We start from the raw sequence: 19,160 nt of genomic DNA on the forward strand, positions 1-19,160 counted from the left end.
ACGGGCGTGGCAGGGCGGCCACGGGGCGAGGCTACCGTGCGGCGGCGCAAGGAGTGTGACGTACCGTCGGTCCCGGTGCTCCCAAACTCCGAGGTTTCACCCAAGGGGACGCGGGGCTGACCCAGCGTGTTCGAAGCGCTGCCGAACGAGCGCGGGAAACCGTGCACGGACCGACCGCCGGGTACGACGAACGAGGGGACCAGGGGATGCGGAAACGGGGCCGTGGCTCTCGGGCCGTCGTGGGGATGGCGGCGGCGGCCGTGGTGGGGCTCGCCGGCTGTGACGCCTCCGGTGGCGGCGGGGCCGCTCCGCAGGGCAGTACCGCGCAGGCGCACCCGTCGCCCAGGCCCACCCCGGTCTGGAACCGCTCCCCCGACTCGATCGCCGCCGTGGGCGACTCCATCACGCGCGGCTTCGACGCCTGCACCGTGCTGTCCGACTGCCCCCAGGTCTCCTGGGCGACGGGCAGTGACACCACCGTGGACAGTCTCGCCGTACGGCTGCTCGGGGTGACCGGGGCCGCGGAGCGCAGCTGGAACTACGCGGTGACCGGGGCCCGGATGGCGGATCTGCCCGCCCAGATCGCCCAGGCCGTACCGCAGAAGCCGGAGCTGGTGACGGTGATGGTGGGTGCCAACGACGCCTGCCGTTCCACCGTCTCCGCGATGACCCCGGTGGCCGGCTTCCGCAAGCAGTTCCAGACGGCGCTGGATTCCCTGCGCGCGGCGCTGCCGAAGACGCAGGTGTACGTCTCCAGCGTGCCGAATCTGAAGCGGCTGTGGTCGCAGGGCCGCACCAGCCAGCTCGGCAAGCAGGTGTGGAAGCTGGGCATCTGCCCGTCGATGCTGGGGGACGCGGACGCGCTGGACGCGAGGGCGACCCAGCGGCGCGATGCGGTGCAGTCGCGGGTGGAGGCGTACAACCGGGTCCTGCGGGAGGTGTGCGCCAAGGACCGGCGGTGCCGCTTCGACGGCAACGCGGTCTTCGACTACCGCTTCGGGACCGGACAGTTGAGCCAGTGGGACTGGTTCCACCCGAGCCGGGACGGGCAGGCGCGGCTGGCCGAGATCGCCTACCGCACCATCACCGCGAAGAACCCGGTGGCCTAGGACCTGCCGTCAGGCTCCCGCCGCCCTCGCGCGACGACGCGAGTGTGACGGAAGGCCCTAGTGTCTCCCACATGAGCGAACCTTTCGGCACACTTTCCGACGGCACCCCGGTCCACCGCTGGACCCTGGAGCGGGGCGGAGTGCGGGTGCGGGTGCTGTCGTACGGCGGGGTCGTGCAGTCGGTCGAGGTCCCGGACCGCGCGGGGAACCGGGCGGACGTGGTGCTGGGCTTCGGGGATCTGGAGGGGTATCTGCGCCATCCCGAGCCGTATCTCGGGGCGTTGGTCGGCCGGTACGCCAATCGCATCGCGGGGGCCCGCTTCGCGCTGGACGGGCGGACCTGCGCACTCGAGGCGAACGATGGGCGGAACTCGCTGCACGGCGGCCGCCAGGGCTTCGACAAGCGGGTGTGGCATGTGGACCCGGTCGAGCACGGCATACGGCTGTCCCGGGTGAGCCCGGACGGCGAGGAGGGTTTCCCGGGCCGGCTCGAGGTCTCGGCGACCTACACCCTCGACGCGCGGGGCGCGCTGCGGATCGCCTACGAGGCCGTCACGGACGCGCCGACCGTGGTGAACCTGACGAACCACTCGTACTGGAATCTGGCCGGTTCGGGGCACGCGGGCGGGCACGAGCTGCGGATCGCCGCATCCCGGTACACCCCGGTGGACGCGGAGCTGATCCCGGTCGGCGCGCCGGCGGACGTGGACGGCACGCGTCTGGACTTCCGGACGGCGCGCGGCGTCGGCTCGGGCTACGACCACAACCTCGTCCTCGACAAGGGCACGACCGACGCCCCGGTCGAGGTCGCCGAGCTGAGTGATCCGGGGTCCGGGCGGGTGCTCACGGTGGCCACCACCGCGCCCGGCCTCCAGCTCTACACCGCGGACCACCTCGGCGCCCCGCTCACCCCGGGCGCCGGGATCGCCCTGGAGACACAGGCCTTTCCCGACTCCCCGAACCGCCCGGACTTCCCGAGCACGGAACTCAGGCCGGGCGGGGTGTACACGTCGGAGACGGTGTACCGCTTCTCGGTGCGTTAGCCGACACGGCACGAGCCCCGGTCCAGGGTCAGGTCCGGACCGGGGCTGCTCGTGGGGAGGCCCCTCCCGGGTCAGACGTTAATCGTCGTGGTGACGCGACGGTCGGCGATCGAGCGTCCGGCCGCGACCTCGTACGAACCCTTCACAAACACCCACGAGTCCGCCGTCTCGTCCCAGATCTCGAAGGCCCGGCGCTCCAGCTCGATGACGGCCTCGACCCGTTCGCCCGGCGCCGCCTCGACTCCCGCGAACCCGGCCGGCAGGTGGGCCGGGCGCTCCGCGTCGGGTTCGGCGGGCGCCGGATACACCTGGACGACCTCCCGGCCCGGGCGGGGCCACGCCCCATGGTCCCTGCCCCTTCCGTCACGCGATACTGCGAGGCGTCCGGCACCACGCACCCCACGGCGACGGAAGGACGGCAACTCCCGTGCATGCTTTACGCGTTCGGATCGGCATTCTCGGACTGGCCCTGCTGGCGGGACTCTCGGCCCCGGGCACCGCGACGGCGGACACGGCTCCCACGGCGACCGTCGAGGAGCAGCGCCTCGACGGGGCCGTGCCCCAGGAGATCCTCGGCCGTTCCGGCTTCGACTCGGCGGCACCGCGGCTGGCGCGCGCGCTCGCGCAGGCCCACTCGTACGAGCAGGCCGAGCGCGCCGTCGCCCGTCAGGGGTCCCGGTTATGGCGGCGCGCGGTGGACCGGGCGCAGGGACGGGGCCCGGCCGGCGGTGACCTGAGCCGCGACGACGACCGGCCGCTGTACTGGGCCCGTCTCGGGATGACCCGGGAAGTGCGGGCCTGGCAGCCCGGGTTCGGTCTGTCCGACGGCCAACGGGCCCGGCTGCTGTCGGAGTTGGAGACGACCTCGCGCGGGCAGGACGCCGTCCGCTATCCCCACGGCAGGGCCGTGAAGCGGATACTGGTCACCGGTTTCGACCCGTTCACCCTGGACCGGGACATCCGTATCTCCAACCCGTCCGGGGCGACCGCGCTGGCGCTCGACGGCACCACGATCCGAACGGCGGACGGCCCGGCGCGCATCGAGGCCGTCGTCTTCCCGGTGCGCTGGCAGGACTTCGCCGACGGGAGCGTGGAGCGCACGCTGCGGCGATGGCTGCCCAGGGTGGACCTCTTCACGACGGTGAGCCAGGGACGCGTGGGCCGCTTCGACGTGGAGCGGACCAACGGGGCATGGCGGGGCGGGTTCCCGGACAACGACGGCATCGGCCGGACGGAGACGATCCCGGTCCCCGACCCGGCCACCCAGCCGCAGTGGACGACGACGACCCTCCCGTACCGTGCGATCACCTCGGCGGACACCGGGCGCTTCCCCGTCTTCGACCACACGGAGGTCACCGAGGTCCCGGCGGGGGGCGGCGATCCCGTCGTACGGCCGGACGGCCCGACTCCCGGGTCGACGGCCCGGGCCGGGGGCGGCGGCAACTACCTCTCCAACGAGATCGCGTACCGCGCGACGCTGCTGCGGGACCGGCTCGGACTGCACGACCGGCTGCCGGGCGGGCATGTCCACACACCGGTCCTGGAGTTCGGGGCGGGGAACACGGACCCGGCGACCGGGACCGTCACCGACCCCGTGTTCGTGCGGAACCGGCTCGACATCATCGCGCAGGTGCGGGCGATCCTGACGGCGGCGGCGAACGCGACGTCCGGCGCCGGGGTCAGGAGCCGCTGACCCGCTCGCCCTCGGGGGCGTCGGCGTCGTCGGCGTCCTCGGCCGTCTCCTCGCCCAGCAGGTCGCGGGCCAGCAGGGTGGCGCCCGCGACCGCGCCCGGCATCAGGAAGACGGCGACGACGGGGACGAGGAAGGCGATGCCGAGGGGGGTGCCGAAGCCCCAGACGAGCAGCTTGCGGGAGCGCAGCAGCGAAAGGCGCGCGCGGAGTTCGACGCCCCGGCGCTGGAGGGCGACGGCGGTGAGTTCCTCGGCGAGGAAGAAGCCGGTGACGAAGAACCCGGCCACCGGGACGACGGTCTGGCCGACGAAGGGAAGGAGACCGAGTGCGAAGAGCAGCAGGCCCCAGAGCGTGGCGCGGATGAGGATGCGCAGGCTGTCGCGGGCCGATATCCACAGTTCGCGGTGGAGGGGCAGGCCCGACTGCGGGGCGGTGCCGTCCGGGGAGACATCACGGTCGACCCGCTCCGAGAGGCTCTCGTAGAAGGGCTGGCCGACGAGGAGGGTGACGGCGGTGAAGGTGAGGACGGCGAGGAGCAGGGCGAGGGCGAACAGGACGACGGTGAGCAGACCGCGGAAGAGGCCGGGCCAGGGGCTCGGCCAGCCGTCGGCGAAGGGGGTGGCCCAGGTGACGGCGTCCTCGCCCCAGACGGCCAGGGCGATGAGCGCGGCCGCGTAGAGCACCAGGGTTATCAGTCCGGGCAGCAGGCCGAAGCCGTACTGCCTGCCGTGCCGGGCCATCCACCGCTGGCCCGCGAGAAGACGACCGAATCCCACCCCGAGATCACGCATGGGGGAGACTTTACCGAGCCGGTGCGCACCGCCCGCGGCCCGGGCCGGACAGAGGCGAAGGCCGCGCCCCACGTCCAAGGGCACGGCCTCCGTCGTACGCAACGACCCTGGTCGGCGCACGTCACGGGCTTCGTCAGAGCTTGACGATCATCTTGCCGATGTTGTCGCCGCGCAGGACCCCGAAAAACGCCTCCAGGTTGTTCTCGATGCCCTCGACGACGGTCTCGCGGTACTTCAGCTCGCCGGAGCCGACCCAGGGGCCGACCTCCTGGACGAACTGCGGCTGGAGGTCGTAGTGGTCGCCGACGAGGAAGCCCTCGATACGGCCGCGGGTCTGGATGAGCCGGGCGAGGTTCCCCGGGCCGGGCGCGGGCTCGGTGTTGTTGTAGACCGAGATCATGCCGCAGACCGCGATGCGCCCGCCCCGATTGAGGGAGCCGATGGCGGCCTCGAGGTGGTCGCCGCCGACGTTGTCGAAGTAGACGTCGACGCCGTCCGGCGCGGCCTCGCGCAGCTGCTCGCTCACCGGCCCGTTCCTGTAGTTGAAGGCCGCGTCGAAGCCGTACTCCTCGATCAGGAGCTTGACCTTCTCGTCCGAGCCGGCGGAGCCGATGACCCGGGAGGCGCCCTTCAGCTTCGCGATCTGCCCGACCTGGCTGCCGACGGCGCCCGCGGCACCCGACACGAAGACGGAGTCGCCCTCCTTGAAGGCGGCGGTGCGCAGCAGGCCGGCGTAGGCCGTGAGACCGGTCATGCCCAGGACGCCGAGGTACGTCGACAGCGGCGCCGCCTCCGGGTCCACCTTGACGGCGGTCTTGGCGTCCACGACCGCGTACTCGCGCCAGCCGAGGAAGTGCAGCACGTGGTCGCCGGGCTCGATGCCCTCGACGTTGGAGACGACCACCTCGCCGACCGCGCCGCCCTGCATGGGCCGGTTCAGCTCGTACGGGGCGGCGTACGACTTGGCGGCACTCATCCGGCCGCGCATGTACGGGTCGACGGAGACGTACTCGTTGCGCACCAGCAGCTGACCCTCGCCCGGCTGCGGTACCTCCGCCTCGACGAGGGCGAAGTCCTCGGGCTTGGGCCAGCCGACCGGGCGGCTGAGCAGGTGCCATTCACGGCCGGCGGCGGGGAGGGCGGGGGTCTCGGGCATGGGGGCTTTCCTCACGTACGCGAATACTTAAGAACCTGAAACAACCATGCTCCTGAATATTTCAGGATGTCAAGTAAACGGGTAACCTGGAGGGCATGGCCGCGCAGAAGACACCCCGCATGGACCCCCTGGCGCTGGAGGTCGTGGACCTCATCGGATCGGTCGTGGCCCGCTACCACGAGGAGTACGAGGAGGCGGCGGCCGAGCACGCGCTCACCGGGGCGCAGGCGCGGCTGCTGAGCCTGCTGTCGCTGGAGCCGCTGCCGATGCGGCGGGTGGCGCAGAGGCTGAAGTGCGAGCCGTCCAACGTCACCGGCATCGTGGACCGGCTGGAGGCGCGGGGGCTGGTGGAGCGCCGCCCGGACCCGGCGGACCGCCGGGTGAAGCTCGCGGCGCCGACGGAGGAGGGCCGCCGGGTGGCCCGCAGCCTGCGGGACTCCCTCGACTTCGCCCGCGCGCCCCTCGCGGGACTGTCACCGGAGGAACGGCTGGCCCTGCGGGATCTGCTGCGGCGGATGCTGGGGCAGTCCCCTCGGGACGACGCGTGACGAGCAGTCCCACGAGCACTCCCACGAGCAGTCCCACGACCGCCCCCACGAGCACTCCCACGACCGCCCCCACGACCGCCGCCGCCCCGCCCCGCCCCGCCCGCAGGCTTCACCTCCGGATGCCGGACGGCAGGCCCCGCCGAGCACTGGGACCTAGGTGCACCACCAAAGGAACCGATTGCACGTTTTCGTCGGCGACGGGGTGGGATGCGGGCTCGTCGGTGCCGGATGCGCCGGCGCCGTAGCGCTCGGGGCCGTGGTCGCCGTCGCCGTCGGGGTCGGGTCCGGACGGCCCGGCAGCGCGGTCGGGGTCGCCGACGGGGTCACCCCGCCCGTCTCCTTGTCCTTGCCGGACTTCCCGTCCTTCGCGGACGCGGACGCCGACGGGGACGCGGAGGACGAGGCCGACACGGAGGCCGCAGCGGCGATGCCCGCGTGGTGGGCGCCACCGGACGGCCCGGTCGTCTCCCCGGGGGAGGCCCCGCCGTCCACGGTCTCGTCCCCGGCGGTCGCCGTCTTCGGGGTGGATCCCGGCGCCTCGACGCCGAGTTCGGCGAGGCTCAGCCCGCCCGCCGCCAGCAGCAGCCCGGCACCCACGAACAGCACCCGCCGCCGTCGCCGCCGGTGCGCGGCGGCCTTGCGGTCGCGACGGCCGGACCGCGTCCCGCGGCCGTCGTCACGGTCACCGGCCGCGCCGCGCCCCTGGGCGCGCCTGCGGTTCTGCGCCCGCCCGGAACGCGCGGCGCGGTCCTCGGAGGGCGCCTCGGCATCGCCGGACCCGTTCGTGTCGTCGGGGCCCAGGTCACCGTCGGGGGTGTGCTCGAAGGGGCGCGCGTCGCCGTCGTCGGCGTACGCGCGCAGTTCCTCGACCGGAGTGCCGCACCCCGGGCAGGCGAGGGCGCCGTTGAGGTGCCTTCGGCACGGGTGGCAGTAGTCCATGACGCGGGAAGACTAAGTTCCGCAGGCGCACGTTCCTAGGCCCCACGGTGAAGGTTCTGTGGTGAACCGAAAAAACTCTCGAAAGTCTTGCCGAAACCGTTACCAGTGCGCCCCATTGACACTCCCCACAGCCCCTCCTTACTGTCACGCCAGCATTTCGAACGTGTGACGAAATCTCGAACAATCGAGGGGCAACTGCCGTGCGCATCACCGGAATCAGCACACACGTGGTCGGTACGCCGTGGCGCAACCTGACATACGTTCAGGTGCACACCGACGAGGGACTCACCGGAGTCGGCGAGACCCGGATGCTGGGCCGCACCGACGCGCTGATCGGCTATCTGCGGGAGGCGGAGGCCAATCACCTCCTCGGTGCGGACCCGTTCGCGGTGGAGGAGCTTGTCCGCCGCATGAAGTACGGCGACTACGGCCGCGCGGGTGAGATCGTGATGTCCGGCATCGCGGTCGTCGAGATGGCCTGCTGGGACATCAAGGGCAAGGCCCTCGGCGTCCCCGTCTGGCAGTTGCTCGGCGGCAAGGTCACCGACCGGGTCAAGGCCTACGCCAACGGGTGGTACACCACCGAGCGGACCCCGGAGGCGTACCACAAGGCCGCCACGGAGGTCGTCGCCCGCGGCTACCGGGCCCTCAAGATCGATCCATTCGGCACCGGGCACTTCGAACTGGACCAGGAGCAGACCCGTACTTCCGTCTCCCTCATCGAGGCCGTACGGGACGCGATCGGGGCCGACACCGAGCTGATGCTGGAGATGCACGGGCGCTTCTCCCCCGCCACCGCCGTCCGGCTGGCCAGGGAGATGGCGCCCTTCCGGCCGGCCTGGCTGGAGGAGCCGGTGCCGCCGGAGAACCTCAAGGCGCTGAAGAAGGTCGCCGAGAAGGTGGACCTGCCGATCGCCACCGGGGAGCGCATCCACGACCGGATCGAGTTCCGGGAGCTGTTCGAGAACCAGGCCGCCGACATCCTCCAGCCCGACGTCGGCCATATCGGCGGCATCTGGGAGACCCGGAAGCTGGCCGCCACCGCAGAGACGCACTACATGCTGGTCGCCCCGCACAACGTGGGTGGTTCCGTGCTCACCGCGGCCTCCCTCCAGGTCGGCTTCACCTCGCCGAACTTCAAGATCCTGGAGCACTTCAACGACTTCGCCGACGCGGAGATCAAAAAGGTGGTCAAGGGCGCGCCGCAGGTCGTCGACGGCTACTTCCACCTCTCCGACGCCCCCGGCCTCGGGGTCGAGCTGGACACCGACGCGGCGGCCGAGTTCCCGCAGCAGCAGGCCCGGTTCGACCTGTGGGCCGAGGGCTGGGAGCAGCGCCGGCCGAAGGGCACCAAGTGAGCACCGCGGTCGTCGTCGAGGCGCCCGGCGAGCACCGGCTCGTGGCGCACACGCCGCGCGATCCGGGCCCCGGCGAGGCGCTGGTGGCGGTGCACGCCGTCGGCATCTGCGGCAGCGACCGCGAGGTGTACCAGGGCAACCGGCCCGAGGGATACGTCCGTTACCCGCTCGTTCCGGGCCATGAGTGGTCCGGCACGGTCCGGTCGGTCGGCGCCGGAGTGCCGGGGTCGCTCGTCGGCCGCAAGGTGGTCGGGGAGGGCTTCCGCAACTGCCAGGTCTGCGACCGCTGCCACGCGGGCGAGAGCACGCTGTGCACTTCGGGGTACGAGGAGACCGGCTTCACCCAGCCCGGCGCGATGGCCGCCACACTGACCCTGCCGGCCCGGCTGCTGCACGTCCTGCCGGACGACGCCGACCTCACCGCCGCCGCACTGCTGGAGCCCGCCGCCTGTGTCGCGGCCGCCGCGCTGAAGGCGAACGCACGACCCGGTGAGCGCGTCGCGGTGGTCGGCACCGGCACGCTCGGCATGTTCGCCGTGCGGTTCCTGGCCGCCGTCTCCCCGGCCGAGCTGCTGGTCGTCGGCACCGGGCGGGACCGCGAGGCCCTGTCCCGGCAGTTCGGCGCCACCGGCTTCCGCACCCGGGACCAGACGCTCCCCGACGACGTCGACGTCGTCATCGAGACCGCCGGGTCGGCGTCCGCCGCGCGCACCGCCGCCGGTCTGCTCAGGCGCGGCGGACGCCTTGTGCTGACGGGCATCCCGGCGCCGGGCGCCGAGGGGCTCGACCCCACCGGTCTCGTCGTACGGCAACTGGAGGTGCACACCGTGTTCGGGGCGCCGCCTCACGCCTGGGCGCACGCGGTGCGGGTCTTCGGCGCCGGGCTGCTCGATCCGCTGCCGCTGGTCACGCACGAGCTGCCGCTCACCCGGTTCCCGGAGGCCATCGAGCTGGTGGGGGCCGGGGATCCGAAGGTCGGCAAGGTCCTGCTGCGGCCCTGACGCCTCCCGGACCGTACGCCGGTACGGAGTCACCTGACGGCTCCCTGCGGGCGTACGCCCGGCCTTCCCGCACCCAAAACCGCGAACCATGTCCGAAATACCGAACATGCCTCGAACATGAAGGGCACCTCGTGACCGACTCCGCTACCGCCGCCCACAGGCCCGGTGAGCAGGCCCTCACCCGGCTCGGCCTGGGCGGTCCCGCTCTCTCACCCGCCGACGCCTCGCCGCACACCTTCCCGGGAGGCGGCCGCTGGCGCACCGAGATCCCGTCGTGCGAGGGGCCCGAGGCGCTTGCGGTGGTCCTCAAGGAGTCCTCGCGGCTCGATGTGCCGATCCACCGGATCAGCCAGGGCAGCGGCGTCTGGATGCTGACGGACGCCGAGATCACCGAGATGGCCGAGGCCACCCGTGAGCGTGACATCGAGCTGTGCCTGTTCACCGGGCCGCGCGGCACATGGGACATCGGCGGCTCGGTGCGCTCGGACTCCCGCGGCGGTGGTCTGCGCGCCCGCGGCCACGACGCCGTCGCCGGGTGCGTCGAGGACGCCGTCCGGGCCACGGAACTGGGCGTCGGATGCCTGCTCGTCGCCGACGAGGGCGTGCTGTGGACGCTGCACCGGGCCCGGGAGAAGGGCATCATCCCGGCCGACACCACGCTCAAGGTGTCCGCGCTGATCGGCCCGGTCAACCCGGTCTCGTACGCCGTCTACGAACGCCTCGGCGCCGACTCGGTCAATGTGCCCAGCGACCTGACGCTCCATCACCTCACTGAGATCCGGCGGGCCTCCGCCGCCCCCATGGACATGTACATCGAGGCCCCCGACGACCTCGGCGGCTATGTGCGGATGTACGAGGTCGCCGAGCTGATCCGGCGCGGCGCACCGCTGTATCTGAAGTTCGGCCTGTCCAAGGCGCCCGGCATCTACCCCTACGGCGCCCATATGCGGGATCTGACCCTGGACACCGCCCGGGAGCGGGTGCGGCGCGGCCGGCTCGCTCTCGACCTGCTCGCCCGGCACGGCGCGGACGGCGACATGGCGCCGCTCGGCTCCCGGCTGCCCGGTTCGCTCCACCGCTTCCCCACCGGCGACTGACCGCCGCCCGTCCCTCAACGACGAGAAGAACAAGGACTGATCAGCATGCGTACTCGCAGAGCCACAATCGCCGCGATGGCCGGCGCCGCCTCCCTCGCCCTGACCCTGTCCGCCTGCGGCCAGAACAGCTCGGGCGGCAGCAAGGAGGACAAGGGCAGCGCCAAGGGCGGAACCATCGGCATCGCGATGCCGACCAAGTCCTCCGAGCGCTGGATCGCCGACGGCAACAACGTCGTCAAGGACCTCCAGGCCAAGGGCTACAAGACCAAGCTGGTCTACGGCGAGGACGACCCGGACACCCAGGTCTCGCAGATCGAGAACCTGATCACCCAGGGCGTCAAGGGCCTGATCATCGCGGCGATCGACAACAAGTCCCTGAACAACGTGCTCCAGCAGGCCGCCGACGCCAAGATCCCGGTCATCGCCTACGACCGCCTGATCCTCGGCACCAGGAACGTCGACTACTACGCCTCCTTCGACAACGAGAAGGTCGGCGAGCTCCAGGCCGGCTACATCGTCGACAAGCTCGGCCTGAAGGACGGCAAGGGCCCGTTCAACATCGAGCTGTTCGCCGGCTCCAACGACGACAACAACACCAAGTACTTCTTCAACGGCGCGATGAGCGTCCTGAAGCCGTACATGGACAGCAAGAAGCTGGTCGTCAAGTCCGGTCAGACCGCGCTCAACCAGGTCACCACCCTGCGCTGGGACGGCGCCACCGCGCAGAAGCGCATGGACGACATCCTCACCTCCGCGTACAAGAGCGCCAAGGTCGACGCGGTCCTCTCGCCGTACGACGGCATCTCCATCGGCATCCTGTCCTCGCTGAAGTCCGACGGCTACGGCTCCGGCAGCAAGCCGCTGCCGGTCGTCACCGGCCAGGACGCCGAACTCGCCTCAGTGAAGTCGATCATCGCCGGCCAGCAGACACAGACCGTCTACAAGGACACCCGCAAGCTCGCCGAGGTCGCCTCGACCATGGTCGACGACGTGCTCAACAACAAGACGCCGCAGGTCAACGACACCAAGACCTACGACAACGGCACCAAGGTCGTCCCGGCCTATCTGCTCCAGCCGGTGAGCGTCGACAAGACCAACTACGAGGACATCCTCGTCAAGGGCGGCTACTACACCGACGCCGAGCTCAAGTAGTCCCGCGTCCTCTTCGACCCCACACGGATTGGAAGGCACGACCATGGCGGGACCCGTCCTGGAAATGCGCTCGATCGTCAAGACCTTTCCCGGTGTCAAGGCGCTGTCGGACGTCACCCTGACCGTCCGCCAGGGCGAGGTCCACGCCGTCTGCGGCGAGAACGGCGCCGGGAAGTCCACCCTGATGAAGGTGCTCTCCGGCGTCCATCCGCACGGCACCTACGAGGGCGAGGTCCTCTTCGAGGGAGAGGTCTGCCGGTTCAAGGACATCCGGGCGAGCGAGCACCATGGCATCGTCATCATCCACCAGGAGCTGGCGCTGGTGCCGTACCTCTCCATCGCGGAGAACATCTTCCTCGGCAACGAGCACTCCACACGCGGCTTCATCGACTGGAACGCCACGCTCGAGCACGCCACCGAACTGCTGCGCCGCGTCGGCCTGGACGAGCACCCGCAGACCCGGGTCGCCGACATCGGTGTGGGCAAGCAGCAGCTCGTGGAGATCGCGAAGGCACTCTCGAAGCAGGTGAAGCTGCTGATCCTCGATGAGCCGACGGCGGCTCTGAACGACGAGGACAGCGGCAAACTCCTCGATCTCATCCTGGAGCTGAAGCACCAGGGCCTCACCTCGATCATCATCTCCCACAAGCTGAACGAGATCCGCCGGGTCGCCGACTCGGTGACGATCATCCGCGACGGCAGGTCCATCGAGACGCTCGATGTGAAGGCGGCCGAGACCACCGAGGACCGGATCATCAGCGGCATGGTCGGCCGCGACCTCGATCACCGCTTCCCCGAGCGCACGGCGTACGAGGGGGAGGAGAAGGACGGGGCCCCGGCCCTGGAGATCCGCAACTGGACCGTCCACCATCCGCTCGACCAGCAGCGCAAGGTGGTCGACGATGTGTCGATCACTGTGCGGCGCGGGGAGATCGTCGGCATCGCGGGGCTGATGGGCGCCGGGCGCACGGAGCTGGCGATGAGCGTGTTCGGCCGCAGCTACGGCCGGCACGCGGGCGGCACGGTCCTCAAGGACGGCCGGGAGATCCGTACGAGGACGGTCGCGGAGGCCGTCGAGCACGGGCTCGCGTATGTCACCGAGGACCGCAAGCACTACGGCCTCAATCTGATCGACACCATCAACCGGAACATCTCGCTGACCGCGCTGCGGAAGGTGGCGCGGCGGGGCGTGGTGGACGAGCACGAGGAGCGGCAGGTCGCCGAGGGCTTCCGCACCTCCATGAACATCAAGGCGCCGACCGTCTTCGAGCCGGTCGGCAAGCTGTCCGGCGGCAACCAGCAGAAGGTCGTCCTCAGCAAGTGGATCTTCGCCGGCCCGGATGTGCTGATCCTGGACGAGCCCACACGCGGCATCGACGTCGGTGCCAAGTACGAGATCTACACGGTCATCGACCAGCTGGCCGCCCAGGGCAAGGCGGTCGTGTTCATCTCCTCCGAGCTGCCCGAGCTGCTCGGCATGTGCGACCGCATCTACACCATGGCCGCGGGTCGGCTGACCGGGGAGGTCCCACGGGCCGAGGCAACGCAGGAAGTGCTGATGCGCCAGATGACGAAGGACAAAGAGGTAACGCGATGAGCACGGATGTGACCGCAAGGACCCCGGCCCCCGCGCCCCCGGGTGGTAGCGGATCGGCCACGGGTGAGGGTCTGCTCCAGCTGATGCTGAACGGCCTGCGCCGCAATATGCGGCAGTACGGCATGCTGATCGCGCTCGGTCTGATCGTCGTCCTCTTCGAGATCTGGACCGGCGGCGATCTGCTGCTGCCGCGCAACGTCTCCAACCTGGTCCTCCAGAACAGCTACATCCTGATCCTCGCGATCGGCATGATGCTGGTGATCATCGCCGGGCACATCGATCTGTCGGTCGGCTCGCTGACGGCGTTCGTGGGCGCCTTCGCGGCCGTGCTGACGGTCAGCCACCATGTGGCGTGGCCCGTCGCGCTGGTGCTGTGCCTGCTGGTGGGCGCGGTGGCGGGCTCGGTGCAAGGGTTCCTGATCGCCTATCTGGGCATACCGTCGTTCATCGTCACCCTCGCCGGGATGCTGCTCTTCCGCGGTCTGACGGAGATCCTGCTCAAGGGACAGACCCTCGGCCCGTTCCCGAACGGACTCCAGAAGATCGGCAACGGCTTTCTGCCCACGGTCGGCCCGAACACCAACTACCACAACCTCACGCTGCTCCTCGGCCTTGTGCTGATCGCCGCCGTGGTGTGGCAGGAGGTACGGGACCGGCGCAGGCAGCAGGAGTTCTCCCTCGACGCGCTGCCCGGGCGGCTGTTCGCCCTGAAGCTCCTCGCCCTGGTCGCCGCGATCCTCGTCCTGACGCTGCTGCTCGCCAGCTACAACGGCGCCCCGATCGTCCTGATCATCCTCGGCGTCCTCGTGGTCGGCTACGGCTACGTCATGCGCAACGCCGTCTTCGGCCGCCACATCTACGCGATCGGCGGCAACCTGCCGGCGGCGAAGCTGTCCGGCGTCAAGGACAAGAGGATCACCTTCCAGGTCTTCCTGAACATGGGCGTGCTCGCGGCCCTGGCCGGTCTGGTGGTCGCCGCCCGGCTGAACGCGGCCTCGCCGAAGGCGGGCGTGAACTTCGAACTCGAGGCGATCGCCTCGTCGTTCATCGGCGGCGCGTCCATGAGCGGCGGTGTGGGCACCGTCCTCGGCGCGATCATCGGTGGTCTCGTCCTCGGCGTGCTGAACAACGGCATGAACCTCCTCAGCGTGGGAACCGACTGGCAGCAGGTCATCAAGGGTCTGGCCCTGCTGGTGGCGGTCGGCTTCGACGTGTGGAACAAGCGCAAGTCCGGTTCGTAAGCGCCACATCTCGGGAGTCGCTTCATGGAACTGAGCAGACGCATGGTCATCGCGGGTACGGCGGCAGCGGGCCTCACCGCCGCCACCATCGGTTCGGCGCAGGCCGCCTCGGCGGGCAGGAAGCCGGTGAGGGAGCCGTTCGGCACGCTTGCCGACGGCACGAAGGTCCACCGCTGGTCTCTGGAGAACGGTGGGACCCGGCTGAAGGTCCTCTCCTACGGCGGCATCGTCCAGTCGCTGGAGATACCGGACCGGCACGGGCGGTACGCCAATGTCTCACTGGGCTTCGCCACCCTCGACGACTACGTGGCGAAGAGCCCGTACTTCGGCGCCACCATCGGCCGCTACGGCAACCGCATCGCCCAGGGGCGGTTCACCCTGGACGGCAAGGCCCACCAGCTCTCCGTCAACGACGGCGTCAACAGCCTGCACGGCGGCGCCAAGGGCTTCGACAAGCGGATCTGGGACGTCGAGCCGTTCGTCAAGGGATCCGCCGTCGGTCTCGTCCTGCACTACACCAGCGTCGACGGCGAGATGGGCTACCCGGGCACGCTGAGGGTGAAGGTCACCTTCACCCTCGGCCGGCACGGCGACTGGCGCATCGACTACGAGGCCACCACCGACAAGCCGACCGTCGTCAACCTCACCAACCACACCTACTGGAACCTCGGCGGCGAGGGCACCGGCGGCATCTACGACCACGAGCTGACGATCGCCGCGAGCCGTTACACCCCCACCGACTCGGGTCTCATCCCCACCGGCGAACTGGCCGAGGTCGCGGGCACCCCCTTCGACTTCCGCGAGGCCAAGCCGATCGGGCGGGACATCCGCGCGGGCCACCCCCAGCAGGTCACCGCCAAGGGCTACGACCACAACTGGGTCCTGGACAAGGGCGTCACCGCGAGGCCGGAGCACATCGCGACCCTGCGGGATCCTCGCTCGGGACGCACCCTGAAGATCGCCACCGACCAGCCGGGGCTCCAGTTCTACTCCGGCAACTTCCTCGACGGCACGCTGGTGGGCACCTCCGGACACACCTACCGACAGGGCGACGGTCTGTGCCTGGAGACACAGCACTTCCCCGACTCGCCGAACGAGCCGTCGTTCCCGTCGACCGTGCTGCGGCCCGGGCAGACCTACCACACGACCACGGTCCACTCGTTCGGCGTGTGACGTGTGCACCCCGGGTGAGCAGGTGAACTCGTACCGTCCGAACTCACACCGGCTTCATACCAGTTGAACAACGCCGCCTCCGAATCCGTATGAGTGGGTGGCCCGCGCTCCCCCGCGCGGGCCACCCCAGGACAACGGGCCCGCCGTCCCCACCGGGTCCGCTCATACGGAGGTTCCATGGCCGGCAACGTCACCTCGCTGTTCCGCAGCACCTCGGCGCACAGCCCCTCGATGGCGGCGCTGACGCGGGAGAGCGGCGACGGGACGGGGCCCGTGGACTTCTGCATCCCCTGCAACCCGTACTTCCCCACGCCCGCCATGTACGACGAACTGGCGGGCCGGCTGCGCGAGATCATCACCTACTACCCGAGCAGCGCCGACACGATCACGGCCGAGCTGTGCAGCCTCCTCCAGCTGCCGGCGCAGTGCGTGGCCATGGGCAACGGCTCGACCGAGCTGATCACCTGGATCGACCATCTGCTGGTCCGTGAGTCCCTCGCCGTCCCCGTCCCCACCTTCGGCCGCTGGACCGACCAGCCCATGGAGACCGGCAAGCGCGTCGACATGTTCCCGCTCCAGGAGTCCGGCGGCTTCGCCCTGGACCTGGCCCGGTACTCCGAGTTCATCCGCAAGCGAGGCACCCGCGTCGCCGTCATCTGCAACCCGAACAACCCCGACGGCGGGTTCGTGCCGCGGCAGACGCTGGTGCAGTTCATGGACGCGATGGCGGACCTGGACCTGATCGTGATCGACGAGTCGTTCCTGGAGTTCGCCGACGCCGAGAACGAGCCCAGCGTCGTCCAGGACGCCGTGCTGCGCCCCAACGTCGTCGTGCTGCGCAGCCTCGGCAAGAACTTCGGCCTGCACGGCATCCGCTTCGGCTACCTGGTCGCCAACCCCGCGCTCGCGCACAGGATCCGCTCGATGCTGCCGAAGTGGAACCTCAACTCCTTCGCCGAGCAGGTGGTCTTCATGCTGAAGGAGCACGGCGCCGAGTATCTGGAGAGCCTGCACCAGATCCGCCGGGACCGCCTGGACATGGCCCGCCAGCTCGCCCAGCTCCCCGGGCTGACGGTCTACCCGTCCCAGGGCAATTTCCTCTTCGTGCGCCTCCCGGTGGGCGCCGAGGGAACCGTGGTCCGCGACCGGCTGCTGTCCGAGCACCGGATCCTGGTCCGCGAGTGCGGCAACAAGATCGGTTCATCCAGCCGCTTCCTGCGCCTCGTGGTGCGCCCCGAGGCGGACGTGCGTCGCCTGGTGTCCGCCCTGGAGCAGGTGCTCTACGGGGGCAGGAGGGGAGCCGCCGTGCCCGAGCCGAGCACAGGGACCAGCTACAGCTCGGGTACGGCGGCCGTCGACCGGCTGGTCAGCGAAACCAACGGGACGGGTCTTGCGGGGCTCGCCGCCCAGGCCGCGGCGATGCCGAGGCTGGCGCCCGGCTCGGCCCCCGCGCCGGCCCCGGCTCCGGCGGCGGCCGCCGTCCGGCCTCCGATGCCCGCGCCGACCCCGCTGCCGGTCCCCATGCCCGCGCCAGCCCCTGCGCCGGTCCCCGCACCGATGTCCGCACCCATGTCCGCACCCATGGCGGCCCCGCCGGTCTCCGCTCCCGCTCCGCTCCCGGTGACGCCGCCGGGGCTCGCCCCGGCCGCCGCCATGCCGCCGGGGGCCGTCCCGGCGCCCGCGGCCGGTCTCCAGGCCGTTCCGCAGACCGGTCTGCCCGGGCTCGCGGCGGCCGCCCAGAACCGGCGCGGCATGCCCGCCGCGGGCGGCCTCACGGCCGCCCAGGTGCGCGGCCGCACCCAGCCGGAACCGGTCCCGGAGCCCACCGGCTGGCCGGCGGCGGGCGCGATGTACCACCAGGTCGGCTGAGTCACCCGGCCCACCCCCGGGCCCGCAGGGCCATAGCACCGGACGCCGTCGGCGGCCACGAGGAGTTCCTTCCCCCGTGACCGCCGACGGCGTCGTCGTGTGCGGCATCTTCGATCTTGATGATATGCCCGATTTAAACCTATAAATCACAAACCACCACTTCGCGGCTACCATCCTTTTCGCCCTATTAACCCGTCTTGCCGGATAGGCGACGAGTAGATGCAATCGCAAAGCCATCATTCCCGTTTCTCGCCCGTAGTGATGCACTTCACTTACGAAGCACCCTAGTGCTTTACGCGGCCCTTAACGTCCCGGATTCAGCCCCCGAATCCGCCCCGATGCACCTGCGCCAACTAAGCCGCTTAGTAAAAAGGGTAATTGTCTAGTTATTCCCGGCGGCTAAGAATGTCCCCGCCGCAGGGCACCGCAAAACGAAATGCGGTGCTGTTTGTCGAGGGGAATCGGCAACTGCGCACGATGCACACCTTGGAATGAGGACCGCACCATGCCCCGTCACGCCGCTAAGCGCTCGTCCCGGACACGCCGGTTCTCCGCCGGTGGCGCCGTCACCGTCGGCACCTTCGCCCTGACCTGCACGGCTCTGTTCGGAACGGCCGTGGCCGCCCAGGCCGCCCCGGCCGTCAAGGCCGCCCCGGCCGCTCAGGCCACCCAGGCTCCGGCGACGTACACCGTCAAGCCCGGCGACCACCTCGCCTCGATCGCCCGCGCCCTCAAGGTGCCCGGCGGCTGGCAGGCCATCGCCTCGGCCAACAACCTCTACAGCCCCTACGTCGTCCAGCCGGGCCAGGTCCTGACCCTGCCCACCGGGTCGGCCGCCGCCACCGCCCCGGCCAAGACCGCCGCCCCGGCCAAGACCGCCGCCCCGGCCAAGACCGCCGCGACGTCCGCCGGCGTCCAGACCTACGCCAACAACCTGGACGGCTGGATCAAGCACTCGCTGGCCGTCATGAAGCAGAACGGCATTCCGGGAAGCTACAACGGCATTTACCGCAATGTGATCCGTGAGTCCTCGGGCAACCCGAAGGCGATCAACCTCTGGGACTCCAACGCCGCCGCCGGCATCCCCTCCAAGGGACTGCTCCAGGTGATCCAGCCGACGTTCAACGCGTACCACGTGCCCGGCACCTCGTGGGACATCTACGACCCGGTCGCCAACATCACCGCCGCGTGCAACTACGCCTACCACCGCTACGGTTCGATCGACAACGTGAACGGCCCCTACTGACAGGCCTGAACCGTGCAACGGGGTGGTGGGGGGCCCCGGGCCCCCCCCCCCCCGTGGATAATGAAATGCCCAATTGAACACGCCCCGGGCCGCCCGGGCCGCCCCGGCCCCCGCCCGCCAACACCCCCACCACACCGGGGCCCCCCCG

16 protein-coding genes and 1 pseudogene are annotated in these 19,160 nt (G+C 70.5%); 13 read left to right on the forward strand and 4 right to left on the reverse strand.

The annotated features are described in order from the left end of the window. Positions 1 to 206 precede the first annotated feature (206 nt). Positions 207 to 1,109 carry an SGNH/GDSL hydrolase family protein gene (locus ACIP94_RS03105; protein WP_402420343.1) on the forward strand — a complete coding sequence of 301 codons (903 nt, stop codon included), beginning with the start codon at positions 207 to 209 and terminating at the stop codon, positions 1,107 to 1,109. Positions 1,110 to 1,180: 71 nt separating this feature from the next. Continuing rightward, positions 1,181 to 2,152, forward strand: a complete 972-nt coding sequence (locus ACIP94_RS03110) for an aldose epimerase family protein (protein WP_402418687.1) — start codon at positions 1,181 to 1,183, stop codon at positions 2,150 to 2,152. Positions 2,153 to 2,223: 71 nt separating this feature from the next. On the opposite strand, the pseudogene ACIP94_RS03115 reads toward ACIP94_RS03110, so the two are convergent. Beyond that, a pseudogene (locus tag ACIP94_RS03115) lies at positions 2,224 to 2,484 on the reverse strand (fibronectin type III-like domain-contianing protein); the annotation flags it as partial. 95 nt (positions 2,485 to 2,579) lie between these two features. Between ACIP94_RS03115 and ACIP94_RS03120 the strand changes: the two are divergent. After that, positions 2,580 to 3,845 carry a pyroglutamyl peptidase gene (locus tag ACIP94_RS03120; RefSeq protein WP_402418689.1) on the forward strand — a complete coding sequence of 422 codons (1,266 nt, stop codon included), beginning with the start codon at positions 2,580 to 2,582 and terminating at the stop codon, positions 3,843 to 3,845. On the opposite strand, the gene ACIP94_RS03125 is transcribed toward ACIP94_RS03120, so the two are convergent. Together ACIP94_RS03125 and ACIP94_RS03130 are read right to left on the reverse strand one after the other, a co-directional pair. After that, positions 3,832 to 4,635 (reverse strand): EI24 domain-containing protein, encoded by an 804-nt coding sequence (locus ACIP94_RS03125; RefSeq protein ID WP_402418691.1) that lies wholly within the window; start codon positions 4,633 to 4,635, stop codon positions 3,832 to 3,834. The genes ACIP94_RS03120 and ACIP94_RS03125 overlap by 14 nt on opposite strands. Positions 4,636 to 4,768: 133 nt before the next feature. Next, complete coding sequence (locus tag ACIP94_RS03130; RefSeq protein WP_402418694.1) at positions 4,769 to 5,791, reverse strand: NADP-dependent oxidoreductase; 1,023 nt, start codon at positions 5,789 to 5,791, stop codon at positions 4,769 to 4,771. A gap of 95 nt (positions 5,792 to 5,886) precedes the next feature. Between ACIP94_RS03130 and ACIP94_RS03135 the strand changes: the two genes are divergently transcribed. Further along, complete coding sequence (locus ACIP94_RS03135) at positions 5,887 to 6,339, forward strand: MarR family winged helix-turn-helix transcriptional regulator (protein WP_402418697.1); 453 nt, start codon at positions 5,887 to 5,889, stop codon at positions 6,337 to 6,339. 153 nt (positions 6,340 to 6,492) lie between these two features. Here ACIP94_RS03135 and ACIP94_RS03140 read toward each other — a convergent pair whose 3' ends face one another. Then, on the reverse strand, positions 6,493 to 7,278 hold the full coding sequence (locus tag ACIP94_RS03140) for a hypothetical protein (protein ID WP_402418700.1): 786 nt from the start codon (positions 7,276 to 7,278) through the stop codon (positions 6,493 to 6,495). 200 nt (positions 7,279 to 7,478) lie between these two features. On the opposite strand from ACIP94_RS03140, the gene ACIP94_RS03145 reads away from it, so the two are divergent. From ACIP94_RS03145 to ACIP94_RS03185, 9 genes are all read left to right on the forward strand, one after another. Then, a complete protein-coding gene (locus ACIP94_RS03145) occupies positions 7,479 to 8,636 on the forward strand; it encodes a mandelate racemase/muconate lactonizing enzyme family protein (RefSeq protein ID WP_402418703.1) in 1,158 nt (385 codons plus the stop codon). Then, complete coding sequence (locus ACIP94_RS03150; protein ID WP_402418706.1) at positions 8,633 to 9,637, forward strand: zinc-binding dehydrogenase; 1,005 nt, start codon at positions 8,633 to 8,635, stop codon at positions 9,635 to 9,637. Before ACIP94_RS03145 ends, ACIP94_RS03150 begins: the two co-directional genes overlap by 4 nt. Positions 9,638 to 9,768: 131 nt before the next feature. After that, positions 9,769 to 10,734 (forward strand): hypothetical protein, encoded by a 966-nt coding sequence (locus tag ACIP94_RS03155; RefSeq protein ID WP_402418709.1) that lies wholly within the window; start codon positions 9,769 to 9,771, stop codon positions 10,732 to 10,734. A 45-nt stretch (positions 10,735 to 10,779) separates the two neighbouring features. Further along, positions 10,780 to 11,886 carry a multiple monosaccharide ABC transporter substrate-binding protein gene (chvE, locus tag ACIP94_RS03160; RefSeq protein ID WP_402418712.1) on the forward strand — a complete coding sequence of 369 codons (1,107 nt, stop codon included), beginning with the start codon at positions 10,780 to 10,782 and terminating at the stop codon, positions 11,884 to 11,886. 43 nt (positions 11,887 to 11,929) lie between these two features. Beyond that, on the forward strand, positions 11,930 to 13,483 hold the full coding sequence (gene mmsA / locus ACIP94_RS03165; RefSeq protein WP_402418715.1) for a multiple monosaccharide ABC transporter ATP-binding protein: 1,554 nt from the start codon (positions 11,930 to 11,932) through the stop codon (positions 13,481 to 13,483). Next, positions 13,480 to 14,724 (forward strand): multiple monosaccharide ABC transporter permease, encoded by a 1,245-nt coding sequence (gene mmsB / locus ACIP94_RS03170; protein WP_402418718.1) that lies wholly within the window; start codon positions 13,480 to 13,482, stop codon positions 14,722 to 14,724. Before mmsA ends, mmsB begins: the two co-directional genes overlap by 4 nt. Positions 14,725 to 14,748: 24 nt before the next feature. Further along, on the forward strand, positions 14,749 to 15,897 hold the full coding sequence (locus ACIP94_RS03175; protein ID WP_402418720.1) for an aldose epimerase family protein: 1,149 nt from the start codon (positions 14,749 to 14,751) through the stop codon (positions 15,895 to 15,897). A gap of 177 nt (positions 15,898 to 16,074) precedes the next feature. Further along, positions 16,075 to 17,766, forward strand: coding sequence for a pyridoxal phosphate-dependent aminotransferase (locus ACIP94_RS03180; RefSeq protein WP_402418723.1), 1,692 nt, complete (start codon positions 16,075 to 16,077; stop codon positions 17,764 to 17,766). A gap of 505 nt (positions 17,767 to 18,271) precedes the next feature. Further along, entirely contained in the window at positions 18,272 to 19,012 is a 741-nt protein-coding gene (locus ACIP94_RS03185; protein WP_402418725.1) for a LysM peptidoglycan-binding domain-containing protein, read from the forward strand. The last annotated feature ends 148 nt before the right edge of the window (positions 19,013 to 19,160 follow it).

This window comes from Streptomyces sp. NPDC093261 (assembly GCF_044753645.1).
Classification (GTDB): domain Bacteria; phylum Actinomycetota; class Actinomycetes; order Streptomycetales; family Streptomycetaceae; genus Streptomyces.

Bases quoted from the DNA above. Each gene is read 5' to 3' on its own strand.
- ACIP94_RS03140 (WP_402418700.1), bottom strand. From the start codon at position 7,278: ATGGACTACTGCCACCCGTGCCGAAGGCACCTCAACGGCGCCCTCGCC.
- mmsA (WP_402418715.1), top strand. From the start codon at position 11,930: ATGGCGGGACCCGTCCTGGAAATGCGCTCGATCGTCAAGACCTTTCCC.
- mmsB (WP_402418718.1), top strand. From the start codon at position 13,480: ATGAGCACGGATGTGACCGCAAGGACCCCGGCCCCCGCGCCCCCGGGT.
- ACIP94_RS03175 (WP_402418720.1), top strand. From the start codon at position 14,749: ATGGAACTGAGCAGACGCATGGTCATCGCGGGTACGGCGGCAGCGGGC.
- ACIP94_RS03180 (WP_402418723.1), top strand. From the start codon at position 16,075: ATGGCCGGCAACGTCACCTCGCTGTTCCGCAGCACCTCGGCGCACAGC.
- ACIP94_RS03135 (WP_402418697.1), top strand. From the start codon at position 5,887: ATGGCCGCGCAGAAGACACCCCGCATGGACCCCCTGGCGCTGGAGGTC.
- ACIP94_RS03105 (WP_402420343.1), top strand. From the start codon at position 207: ATGCGGAAACGGGGCCGTGGCTCTCGGGCCGTCGTGGGGATGGCGGCG.
- ACIP94_RS03130 (WP_402418694.1), bottom strand. From the start codon at position 5,791: ATGCCCGAGACCCCCGCCCTCCCCGCCGCCGGCCGTGAATGGCACCTG.
- chvE (WP_402418712.1), top strand. From the start codon at position 10,780: ATGCGTACTCGCAGAGCCACAATCGCCGCGATGGCCGGCGCCGCCTCC.
- ACIP94_RS03125 (WP_402418691.1), bottom strand. From the start codon at position 4,635: ATGCGTGATCTCGGGGTGGGATTCGGTCGTCTTCTCGCGGGCCAGCGG.
- ACIP94_RS03110 (WP_402418687.1), top strand. From the start codon at position 1,181: ATGAGCGAACCTTTCGGCACACTTTCCGACGGCACCCCGGTCCACCGC.
- ACIP94_RS03185 (WP_402418725.1), top strand. From the start codon at position 18,272: ATGCCCCGTCACGCCGCTAAGCGCTCGTCCCGGACACGCCGGTTCTCC.